Raw genomic sequence first — 11,691 nt, 5'->3', positions numbered from 1 at the left:
TACGGATCAATACGGGTTTTAGAAAAGCTTTCATCTGGATACATAGCTCAACACTGTCAGTCAAGTCTAATTTTTCTACAACTTAACTTATAGTTAGTTTCGGCACGGTAACATTCCTTCAAAAAACAATCTCCTGTGTTCAACATCTTCCATAAAGAATAAAAACTGCATGACACTCTCGTTCAGTAAACGTTAGCGTCATGCAGTTTTTTGTATTTCGTCTAACAAGCTAAATTTTTACTTAGCTCTTTTCGTAGCTCAACTACGCAATGTCAAACTTGAAAGCATTGTTTTTAATGCCTATTTTGAGAAGATGGCCAGTCGTTAAATCGCCTGAGAGGAGCTTTTCAGCTAACGGGTCTTCAATCTCTGTCTGAATAGCACGACGTAGCGGCCTTGCCCCCATTTCAGGATTGTAGCCAAGTTCTGCCAAACGTTTAAGAGCAGATGGTTGCAACTTGACCCTAATGCCTTTCTCCTCAAGACTCATCACCACTGGTTGAACCATAATCTTAACGACTTCTTGCATGTTTTCAGCTGTCAAGCTATGGAAGACGATTTTTTCATCAATGCGGTTAAGAAATTCTGGGCGATAATGGCGCTTGAGCTCTTCAAAAATTCGTTTTTCCATATTGGCATGATCAAAGCGAAGGTCCTTGCTAGCAAAACCGACCGTCTTGTCATCCCGTAAAGCTGTTGCTCCAAGGTTTGAGGTCATGATGATCAAAGTATTGGAAAAATCAACTTTGCGACCACGACTATCCGTTAATTGGCCATCATCCAAAACCTGTAACAAAATATTAAAGGTGTCAGGGTGGGCTTTTTCAACTTCATCAAAAAGGAGGACAGAATACGGCTTGTTGCGGACCTTTTCAGTTAACTCGCCACCTTCTTCATAACCGACATAACCAGGAGGAGCACCGTTGAGACGACTCGCTGCAAATTTTTCCATATACTCAGACATGTCAAAACGAAGCAGGGCAGATTCATCGTCAAAAAGAACTTCAGCCAAAGCCTTGGCTAGCTCGGTCTTGCCGACACCTGTTGGTCCCAAAAACATGAAGGAGCCTATTGGGCGCTTGGTCTGACGAATACCTGATTGATTGCGGCGAATGGCACGAGCAACTGCTGATATAGCAGCGTCTTGACCGATAACCCGCTTATGTAATTCCAATTCCAAGTTAAGGTATTTCTTGGCCTCAGTCTTGGTCAACTTACTGACCGGAATACCTGACAGACGGCTTAGGGTATCTAGGATATCTGCTTCCGTCACTTCATTTACCGAGAAATCTTCTCCGATATTAAGGAGGTGCGAGACCTTTTTCAGTTGACCAGCCATAAGAGCGCGATCAAGGTCGGTCAATTCAGGTTGCACACCAGCATGACTTGCCCTGTTTTGCATCGTTGCTGCTGTCTCGTCCAAAAGGTCAATAGCTGAATCTGGCAAATTCTTACTGGTCAGATAGCGCTTAGCATACCTAACTGCCGTTTCTACCGCCTCATCTGAAATAGAGACCTGATGATGGTTTTCATAGGTAGCCTTCAGCCCCTGCAAGATGCTAACAGCATCAGCCTCAGATGGCGAATCTACTGTAATCTTAGCGAAGCGACGTGATAGCGCAGCATCTTTTTCAATATGCTTTTGAAACTCATTTTGAGTTGTCGCTCCAACCATGTGGAGAGTTCCACGCGATAAGGCAGGTTTGAGAATATTGGCCGCATCCATCGTGCTATCAATCCCACTACCGCTGCCCATAATAGTATGAAGCTCATCAACAAAGAGAATAACCTGCCCATCAGCTTCAATATCCTCAATGATATTGTTCATGCGCTCTTCAAAGTCTCCACGAAAACGAGTTCCAGCAATAACAGACATGAGCTCCAATTCTAATACTCGCATCTTGGCCAACTTGGCTGGCACCTTACCTTCAGCGATCCGCTGAGCCAGTCCTAAAGCTAGAGCTGTTTTTCCAACACCAGCCTCTCCAACTAGGACAGGATTGTTCTTGGTTTTGCGACTCAAAACCTGAATCATACGGGAAATTTCTGCGTCACGTCCAATAACAGGCTCCATCTCACCCTGCCTAGCCGCCTCCGTTAAATCTCTGGTATAGTCCTCCAGACCTCCACTTGGTGTGCTAGGCATTCCCATCATGTTTGCCATATTCCCCTTGGGACTGCCGGAATTGCCCTTGAGCATGGAGCGAATGGCTTTGATATCCGTCTTAGTAATCCCTGCTTTATGCTCTAGATTCTTACGCAAATCGATCATCGTGACGTCGTGATCACCCTGCTCACTAGCAAAACCGACCTCTTCCAGCACACGACTGGCCAAGGAAGAGTGATCCAAAATAATAGCTAACAGGAGATGTTCTGTTCCAAGTTCCTTAGCTTTCAAGGTTTGGGCAATGGATTTGGCAAACTCAGTGATGTTATGGAGGCGTTTGGAATGAGGAAGCACATCAAAATCCCCGACTTCCTCCAACATTTCCTTTTCAGTCACTGCATAAATTGCTTGTTCATAATCACTATAGTCAAAATCAAAATCATGCAAAGTTGCACCAGCGATAGACTCTAAATTGCCAACAAAACTCAGCAAAATATGCCAAGTTTCAACCGACTGGCAGCCGTAGCGCTGGGCTAAAATCTGTCCATCTTCCCAGACTGTTCTCATACCGTGTGATAATTTCATACTGACTTCTTACTCTTTTCTATCTAACTGCTGGATAATTCGTCTCAAGGATCTAGCGCGAATAGTGCTAGCGTGCTCTCCTAGGACCTCATCGGTGCTCATAGCTAAAATCACGTTCCCTTCACGCTCTGTCATCAAATTTTGCTCAAAAAGCATCTGGATGATGTCGTTGAAAACAGCCTGACTAATTTGATTGCCAAGGCTAAGGCGCAAACCTTCCAAGCGGTGATGCTGGTCAGAGAAATCAATCCTATCAATACGGATATAACCACCGCCACCGCGCTTACTTTCCACGACATATCCCTTGCTCTCAGTAAAGCGGGTCTTAATCACATAATTAATCTGGCTAGGCACAACCTGAAAAGAAGCTGCTACTTCGCTACGTTTCAGTTCTACATAGCCTGCCTGAGCCAACATTTTTTTGATATAAGCTTCAATACTATCAGATGTGTTTTTAGGTTCCACAAAACCACCTCCTCTGACTATCTTTGACTATTATTATACCGAAAAAAGGAGGATTTGGAAAGGGAAAGCTGCTATCAAGCTTATGAGTAGCTGTATTCTTTCAAGAAATTACCTCAATTAACAAAAAACACTCTCCTGAATTAAAATTAACATAGATTTCATGGTATCCAATTTTTGATGCTATTCCCTGTTTTGGGGTCATTTTGTAACCGCCCAAAAACAGAAAAAAGGGAGTGAGACAGACAACCATGATGGCAGTCTGGCCCACTCTCTTTACTGATTCTTATTGACCAAGTGCCGCAGCCATTGTTGCAGCTACTTCTGCTTCAAAATCGTTTGAAGCTTTTTCGATACCATCACCAACTTCAAAGCGTTTGAAGTCAACGACTTTAGCATTTACTGAGTCAAGGTAAGCTTCAACTGTCTTGCTATCGTCCATGATGTAGACTTGTGACAAGAGCGTGTAAGCTTGATCAACTTGCGTGTTATCAAGCATGAAGCGATCCATCTTACCTGGGATGATTTTATCCCAGATTTTTTCTGGTTTGCCTTCAGCAGCCAATTCAGCCTTGATGTCTGCCTCTGCTTGAGCCAAAACATCTTCAGTTAACTGCGCTTTTGAGCCATATTTCAAAAGTGGTAAGGCTGGTTTGTCAACCATAGCACGGCTTTCGTTATCTTGCTCAATCTTGTGATTAAGCTGTGCCAACTCGTCTTTCACAAATTGCTCATCCAATTCAGTGTAAGAAAGCACAGTTGGTTTCATCGCAGCAATGTGCATTGATACTTGCTTAGCAAGGGCTTCATCGCCACCTTCAATCACTGAGATAACGCCGATACGACCGCCATTGTGCTGATAAGCACCAAAGACTTGGTCATCAGTTTTTTCGATAAGGGCAAAGCGACGGAACGAGATTTTCTCACCAATAGTAGCTGTCGCAGTCACAAAGGCTGCTTCCAATGTTTCACCAGAAGCAACTGTCAAAGCAAGAGCCTCTTCGTTGCTAGCTGGTTTACCTTTAGCGATTACTTCAGCAGCTTCTTTAACCAAGGCCACGAATTGGTCGTTTTTAGCAACAAAGTCCGTCTCAGAGTTAACTTCAACAACTGCAGCAGTGTTACCTTCAACGAAAACGCCTGTCAAACCTTCAGCAGCGACGCGGTCGGCTTTTTTAGCTGCCTTTGCCATCCCTTTTTCACGGAGCAATTCAACCGCTTTGTCAATGTCTCCATCTGTTTCAACCAATGCTTTTTTAGCGTCCATGACACCAGCACCAGATTTTTCACGCAATTCTTTTACAAGCTTAGCTGTAATTTCTGCCATTGTCTTTTTCTCCTTTTTAAAAATAAGGGACTGGGCTTCGCCCTGCCCCCTTAGGTTGTTTCAATTAATTATTGCTGCCTTCGACAACTTCAACGATTTCTTCGATTGATTCTACTTCACCAGCTGATTCAGCCAATTCAGTTTCAACAGCAGCAACACTGTCTTCACCTTGACGGCCTTCGATGATGGCATCAGCCATTTTAGCTGTAATCAATTTAACCGCACGGATAGCATCGTCGTTTGACGGGATGATCACATCAATATCATCTGGATCAGTATTTGTGTCAACCATGGCTACAACTGGAATACCTAATTTTTTAGCTTCTTTAACAGCGATTTGCTCTTTATGTGGGTCAACAACATACATCACATCTGGAATGCGCGGCATGTCCTCAATACCACCTAAAAACTTCTCAAGACGAGCCATTTGCTTGTTAAGCAAAGCAACTTCCTTCTTAGGTAATACTTCAAAAGTACCATTTGCTTCCATCTCTTTGATTTCTTTGAAGCGACGGATACGTTTTTGAATAGTGTCCCAGTTAGTGAGGGTTCCACCCAACCAACGGTGGTTGATGTAGTATTGACCAGCGCGCTCAGCTTCTTCTTTGATTGCTTCAGAAGCTTGCTTTTTAGTTCCTACGAACAATACGATAGCATCATTAGCTGCTGCATCACGAACGAAGTCGTAAGCTTGATCAGCCAATTTTACCGTTTGTTGCAAGTCGATAACGTGGATACCGTTACGCTCAGTGAAGATGTATTTTGCCATCTTAGGGTTCCAGCGACGAGTTTGGTGACCAAAGTGAACACCAGCCTCAAGAAGTTGTTTCATTGAAATTACTGCCATGAGTATTTCTCCTTTTTTGTTTTTTCTACCTCTCTGAGATTTCAACTCGCATGACCACCCCAAGGGCAACAGCCACACGATTCATCCCAGATGAGTATTTGTTGTTAGACAACTCAACTAGTATAGCAGATTTTTAGCTATTTGGCAAATAAAATCACTAGGTTATTTTATAAAATGATAGGTCCTCACGCCATCAAAAAACAGAGACATCAAATCTCTCTGTTTATCTTTTAACTTAATCTAGGTACTTGCTATCTACCTTAAGAGCGCGACAAACCTCCTTCAAATTGTCTGTTGACAATGTATTGTTATCATAGATGCTTTTCCCACTGATTTTTTGAAGTTCTAAGGCAATATGCGCTGCCTTATCAGCTGTTTCAATAAGTCCGAAACAATCTTGGTAGCTTGTTCCCGTTGATAAGACACCATGTTTTGCCCAAACAACCATTCTATGGTTCTTCAATTCTTCAGCTGTATCCAATCCTATTTGATGAGTTCCTGGAACTTCCCAAGGAAGCACAGCAATCCCATCTGGAAATACAACGATTGACTCTGTCAACACAGACCATAAATCAAGTGTCATGCTCTTGCTTGTCACCTCATTTAATAAAGAATAAATGACAATATTGGTCGCATGGTTATGCACAACAACCTTGTGGTCAGGATTTTGTTCCAAACGTGCAGCATGAGCTAAGATGTGCATAAAGATTTCACTGGTTGGTCTTTTCCCAGAATTTAACCCAGCAACAATCTGATATCCTTCAGCAGTCGTTTGAATGATTCCTAAGTCAACTGCTGGCTGATTCTTTAGATTCCTAAAATGGCTCCAGGAAGCCGTAATCAAGATATGCCTATTCTGCATGTTTTCAGGAACAGGTAGCACTTTAACTTCTTTCTTTTCATCACCATATATTTCAAAATCTGTTTCTTCTAAATCTGCCAACAGCGTCTCAACTTCCGCATTACTCAAGAGGTAACTAACATTTCCTCCATTGTATTCATCCCAACCTTTTTGCCACATGTCGTGGGTGAGTTCGATGATTTCATTAATATATTTTGGATAGGTCATTCTTCTCTCCTTTTTTGAGTGGAAACAATCCTTTCCTGCATTCGTTGTTTCCGTTGGGCATCCCAGTCCTTAAACAACTCCTGTTTCTCTAAATAAATACCTAAACCCAGAGCTAGAAATGTAATCGTGATTTGCCTTGTTAAAACTGAATAAATTAAGGCAGCTGTCGCAAGAAGGATTAATACTTTTTTTGCCATCTCTCTCCCTCTATTACTTCACTTATGGACTAGAGATCTGTTTCCAATGTGCGGTTGTATTTTTCACGGTCCTTCAATAGCCATACATAGAGGCCAAGCCAGGCAACCATTAAGGCAATCGACACAATATTTCCTTGGAATATAGTAGCCAACAGATAACGAAGGCCTGGATCCTCAATTGTCGCCCAAGAAATCATCCCACTAGTCTCAAGAGTTCCAGTCTCCTGTGCCAATCTTGTCATGTAAGGAGTAAAGTAAGTAGCGCCGTACAAGAAAATGGGAGTTGAAATGAGACCGTGAATAATCATACGCAATACGTTACCGTTTGTTAAGAGTAAAGCTCCTACGACAAAGGATAAATTAATAATACCGGCAAATGGTAAAACGATGTTCCCAGGCAGAAGAATAGATCCAACCAAGAGGAACGGGATTGTAAAGATAACAGCTACCCACAATTCATTTCGTCCACCAAGAATCGGCCAGTCTAGTCCTATATAAACTTCTCTGTCTTCGAATCTTTCACGCATGAAGTCAGAAACAGCTTCAGAAATTGGAGACAAGGCTTGAGAGAACAATTTGGAAACCATGGGGAATAAGGTCAAAGCTGTGGCCGCCTGAACAGCTAGTGTCAAAGCATATTGAATTCCATTACCAGAAGCAAGGCCTAGGGCCAGACCAATAATCGCTCCCATCACAGAGTTTTCACCAAAAATACCAATTTTTTCTTTCAAAGTGTCTGCATCAAATTGTTTGTTCAAAGCAGGAATCTTCTTCAACAATTCATCAACTGGATGCAATAAAACTGCAATCAAACAAATGAAGTGAGGAACAGTCACTCCAGGTACACCTGTTAGTCGTTCCACCTCTGGAGCAAAAGCATCTCCCAATTTCAACTCAAGGAATACAATAATCCCACCAGCAATCAAACCAAAGACAACATTGTCTGTAAAGTAAGTCACCAGAACAGCTGTAAAAATCTTGTTCCAGACATTCCATAAATCAACATTCAAGGTCTTAGTTTGATTGGTGATCAACATCAAGAAATTAATCCCTAATTGGATCGGAAATAGCAAGAAAGCGTATGGCCAAGCCCAACTGATGGAAGCTGCTCCAGGCCAACCAATATCAACAGCTGGCAATGACAGACCTGTGTTGGTTGCTAAGTCATTAGCCGCAGAACCCATGCTGGTCATGATAAAATTAACCAATATCCCCATACCTGTAAAGGCAATCCCTAACGTCAGCGCAGACGAGAACGCATCTCGCAATTTCATTTTCATGCATAAACCGACAATCAACATCAAGAAGGGCACAAAGACTGCTGCCCCTAAATCCAATATATATTGGATAATCGTTTGTAACGTCTCCATATGACAACCTCCTAGTCATTAAGAAATGCGATGATTTTTTCCAATTCTTGTTTTTGGCCCATCCCTGTTAGGAAGGCAACGCCATTAAAAACAGGCACTCCATAATCTTTTTTAGCTTTTACGATCGAAATATAGGCATCTGCTGATTTGATATGTTGCTCCAAAGATTTCATGTCTACCGCTTCGATTTCAAAAGAGCACCCTGCTTCTTTCAACAATCGCTCAACTTTTGAAGCAACCGTTTGAGAAGTTGCAACACCCGAACCACAAGCTACAATGAGTTTTTTCATAATAAATCCTCCTTTTTTATTGGATGGTTGTAAATAATTTTTTTATTTCTTCAATAGAATCGGCATTGCCCAATTCCATAAGAAACGATAGATTTCCAAACAACTCCATCAACTCAACAAGCAAGCCTATTTGTTTTTGGGGGTCTGAAATCCCTAGCACAATAACGTATGAAGCCAATACCTCAACATCATCTGTCCCCATTTGAACAAATGTGACAGGCGAAACCATGCGCGCTATGTAGATAAATGGTTTTTTGACATGTTCGGCATAGGTATGTGGAATTGCAACGGCTGTTCCCTCAAGTTGCAAACCAGTTGGAAATTCCTCCTCTCTTTCTATAATGGCATTTTTAAACGTTTCACGCACATAATCTTTTTGAATTAAGTCATCAGATAGCGTCTCTAGTAAGGCTAATTTATTTGAAGCTGTACAACTTAACTGAATCAATTCATCTTTCACCAATTCCGGGACTACGCTCATTTGTTTTCTCCTTCCTCATTCTAATAGTAGACTTCTTTAAAAAGGTTCTCCATAAATTGTTCTTGGTTAGTAGATTGCCATAAACTTTCTATGTATTTCACACTGTCTATTTTAGAATACAGCTGAATTAAAGCATTTTTGTAAATCGGAAACTCTCTTTCTGATATAGCAATAAATAAAATTACCTTTACCATATGCATCCCCCATCGAATTGGTTTGTCTAGTGTGAACAGAATCATCTCCGACCTCTTCACATATCCCGGATGAGCATGGGGCATTGCGATACCAGTATAGGTACTGGTATGACCTAATTTTTCTCTTTCATAAATCGAATTTGCAAATGGCAGAAAATCAGTATTTGACGGACTGGCATAATGGATAATCTCTTCTATAGAATCTTCTTTGGAACGTAAATGGTGCCGCAAGAAAATACGATTTTTTAATAAGTATTTCACCAATGGTTTAACGTGATTATGATCACTGTTCAACTGAGTCAACATCTGCCGGTTTCCATTTGTATATTGATAATAGTGATGTTGAATGCTCTCTATCTGTTCCTTTGTGATGACACTATTGACCAAGATAAAAGGAATCCCCTTATCAGAAATATCGATAGTACTGATAACTAAATCCGATTCGGCAATAACTAGTTGAGGTAATTCTTCTAATCCAATCGCCCTAATGGTATCGAAATTTGACACAAACTTGCGCAATTGTGAAACAATCAACTCAGAAATAGCAAGATGATATGGGCAAACAACATAAATCCGAATGGGCTTTGCCTTTTTCTCAATTGCAATTTCAAAGTGTATTGTTAAAAAAGCAATCTCTGAATCCGTCAAAGCGATTGAAAAGTGCTCCTCTAAAATCTTTGAAGAAAGCCAAATAAAATTGTACAAGACTGAATACTGTGTCTTAATGGCCTCAGTCGTTTGATTGGAAATAATGATTTGATTTCTTGATCGAAAAATCATTGGTTGAATATGATTGATTAGCATCATTTTTAAATGAGAATCATCACTAAAATCTATATCCAATAAAGACCCCATCTCCTTAATAAACCGCTCCACAACCCCAGCGTACTCTTCTGTATAGAGCGTTGCTTCAACCCGATAACCAACCGCAATTAAACTTGAAATAATGTATTGAATTTCTGAGTGTGGGATCTGCTCAAATTCCGTTTGGTAAGTCCGAGATAGCAAATCAATAGCAAACAAGTAGAGTTCCAACTCCTCGATTTGCACACCATTCAGTAGATCTACTGAATCTGCTATATGCGCATTTCGGTATCTGAACAAAGAAATCAAGACATTTAAGGCTGTGTAGTACTTGTACTCTTCGCTAACAAATAATCCATATACTTCTTCTAGATAATAAATGTGTCGAAGAACATCCTCAATGATACTATCATCAAATACCAAGCTAAGGGTGCTTTTATCCAGAGCATTATCTTCGATCTTGATTACCGTTAAAATGTAATAATGAATAAAATTTCGAATATCCGCTTCCGAACCGCTTATATGGACGATTCCTCTTGGCTTAGAAAAGACAATGTTAAAATCATTAGCATAAGATTCAATCTTCTCTAAACTTCTTTTTACAGAAGACTCACTAATATAATTGTCCAATGAATACTCAATCATATCAATTGACTCACAATCGATAAAAATTTTACGAAATAGCTCCTGCTCTCTAGAAACAACTGTAGAAGAGTCATTTGAATCCCGAATCAAAATTTGATGTAGTTCATTTTTTTGGTCTGCATTCATTATAATTTGATATCCAAGTCTAGGTTTTCTTTTGATTTCAACCCCTAACGACAGGAATAAATCCGCGATTACTGCTATGTCTTTATAAATCGTCTTAACAGAAACGGCATTCTCTCTTGCTAGTTTTCCTGCGCTGTAATAACCAGATTGAGATATTAAAGTTTTTAAAATAGATAATTGTCGAGTATTCAAAGAAGCACCTCCTGTAATCGCTTCCACAGCTTTATTATATACTATCCTAAAAAGAAAAAAAGTCAAAAAAGTTCCGTATTAATGTGGAACTTTTTGAAACATCTGATGAGAAAGTGAAATACTTAAACTGAGAAATTGAACATTTTATCACATTTTACTGTTAACCTTTTAAATAACAAAAGCATCCCAACCTTTGTCGAAATGCTTTTTACTTTATTCTCCTGCGTCATGTGCAACTCTTTTCGACACTGACGACTATTATCCCCGCAGGATGCTGCTAAAATGCGAGGTAGTTCTGTTTCCGACAGTATTTTTAGTTCTACTTTCCTCATCAAATCATACCTCTTCTGTCAAATCATAAAAGAAAGAGCATTATGCAGTGCATGAACTAGGATGCAATCAGATAGCGACTCCCTTTTATAATAAAGCCCTGTTAAGACAAGAGCTGTAGGTACGTAAGCCAAGGCACTGAGGTTTTGCGTATGAACCAAAGGAAATACTATTATCGAAATCATGAATGCTAATTTTTTGTTTTTCAGTATTTTAAAAATACAGGCTCGATAGATAGTCTCCTCAAAAAGTGCAGCTCCTATCGTTCCATTTATCAAGAAAACACCTCTCGGTAATAGATGGTAGGCTTGCATCATCATTTGTTGATTTGTATTAGTGATTTGGCTAGCAGTCAGCAATTTTCCTACCAAATAATTAAAATTAAGCAGCAACAAGGCTAACACGACCAAGAAAAAAAGTCTTTTCCAAGCAAAAGTTGCCTTCCAATCTACAAAAAATCCACTTCGATAACATAAAACAGCTACTGAAAAGAGAGCCATCAAAGTGACTAACCACAATAAAAGTGTTAAAAGCGGTTGATAATATCCAATATACTCTGGCGACAACACTCTAATCAAAATACCTCTACAGCGCAAAACCAGTCCCCACAGACTAGAAAGAACGACTGTCGCCAGCATTAGCATAATATAACGTATCCTCATGTA

General features: G+C 40.3%; 11 protein-coding genes. All 11 read right to left on the bottom strand.

Annotated elements, in window-relative coordinates:
* Nucleotides 1-262 precede the first annotated feature (262 nt).
* Entirely contained in the window at nucleotides 263-2,692 is a 2,430-nt protein-coding gene (locus A3I5_RS0108515; RefSeq protein WP_018374175.1) for an ATP-dependent Clp protease ATP-binding subunit, read from the bottom strand.
* A gap of 9 nt (nucleotides 2,693-2,701) precedes the next feature.
* Complete coding sequence (locus tag A3I5_RS0108510; RefSeq protein WP_018374174.1) at nucleotides 2,702-3,157, bottom strand: CtsR family transcriptional regulator; 456 nt, start codon at nucleotides 3,155-3,157, stop codon at nucleotides 2,702-2,704.
* 283 nt (nucleotides 3,158-3,440) lie between these two features.
* Nucleotides 3,441-4,481 (bottom strand): translation elongation factor Ts, encoded by a 1,041-nt coding sequence (tsf, locus tag A3I5_RS0108505; protein WP_018374172.1) that lies wholly within the window; start codon nucleotides 4,479-4,481, stop codon nucleotides 3,441-3,443.
* A 64-nt stretch (nucleotides 4,482-4,545) separates the two neighbouring features.
* Nucleotides 4,546-5,328 carry a 30S ribosomal protein S2 gene (rpsB, locus tag A3I5_RS0108500; protein ID WP_018374171.1) on the bottom strand — a complete coding sequence of 261 codons (783 nt, stop codon included), beginning with the start codon at nucleotides 5,326-5,328 and terminating at the stop codon, nucleotides 4,546-4,548.
* Between the two features lie 235 nt (nucleotides 5,329-5,563).
* Nucleotides 5,564-6,397: a rhamnulose-1-phosphate aldolase gene (rhaD, locus tag A3I5_RS0108495; RefSeq protein WP_018374170.1), complete on the bottom strand. Its 834-nt coding sequence runs from the start codon at nucleotides 6,395-6,397 to the stop codon at nucleotides 5,564-5,566.
* Nucleotides 6,394-6,594: a hypothetical protein gene (locus A3I5_RS0108490; protein ID WP_018374169.1), complete on the bottom strand. Its 201-nt coding sequence runs from the start codon at nucleotides 6,592-6,594 to the stop codon at nucleotides 6,394-6,396. The genes rhaD and A3I5_RS0108490 overlap by 4 nt, the downstream gene beginning before the upstream one ends.
* 29 nt (nucleotides 6,595-6,623) lie before the next feature.
* Nucleotides 6,624-7,964, bottom strand: coding sequence for a PTS galactitol transporter subunit IIC (locus A3I5_RS0108485; RefSeq protein ID WP_018374168.1), 1,341 nt, complete (start codon nucleotides 7,962-7,964; stop codon nucleotides 6,624-6,626).
* Nucleotides 7,965-7,975: 11 nt separating this feature from the next.
* Complete coding sequence (locus tag A3I5_RS0108480) at nucleotides 7,976-8,254, bottom strand: PTS sugar transporter subunit IIB (protein ID WP_018374167.1); 279 nt, start codon at nucleotides 8,252-8,254, stop codon at nucleotides 7,976-7,978.
* A 16-nt stretch (nucleotides 8,255-8,270) separates the two neighbouring features.
* A complete protein-coding gene (locus tag A3I5_RS0108475) occupies nucleotides 8,271-8,735 on the bottom strand; it encodes a PTS sugar transporter subunit IIA (RefSeq protein ID WP_018374166.1) in 465 nt (154 codons plus the stop codon).
* A 20-nt stretch (nucleotides 8,736-8,755) separates the two neighbouring features.
* Nucleotides 8,756-10,723, bottom strand: coding sequence for a BglG family transcription antiterminator (locus tag A3I5_RS0108470; protein WP_169333830.1), 1,968 nt, complete (start codon nucleotides 10,721-10,723; stop codon nucleotides 8,756-8,758).
* Nucleotides 10,724-11,046: 323 nt separating this feature from the next.
* On the bottom strand, nucleotides 11,047-11,688 hold the full coding sequence (locus tag A3I5_RS0108460; RefSeq protein WP_018374163.1) for a CPBP family intramembrane glutamic endopeptidase: 642 nt from the start codon (nucleotides 11,686-11,688) through the stop codon (nucleotides 11,047-11,049).
* Between the last annotated feature and the right edge of the window lie 3 nt (nucleotides 11,689-11,691).

The sequence above is a fragment of the Streptococcus merionis DSM 19192 genome, from assembly GCF_000380085.1.
In the GTDB taxonomy this organism is placed as follows: domain Bacteria; phylum Bacillota; class Bacilli; order Lactobacillales; family Streptococcaceae; genus Streptococcus; species Streptococcus merionis.
Note: the sequence above shows the minus strand (reverse complement) of the source record. Positions and strands in the feature narration are given on the sequence as shown.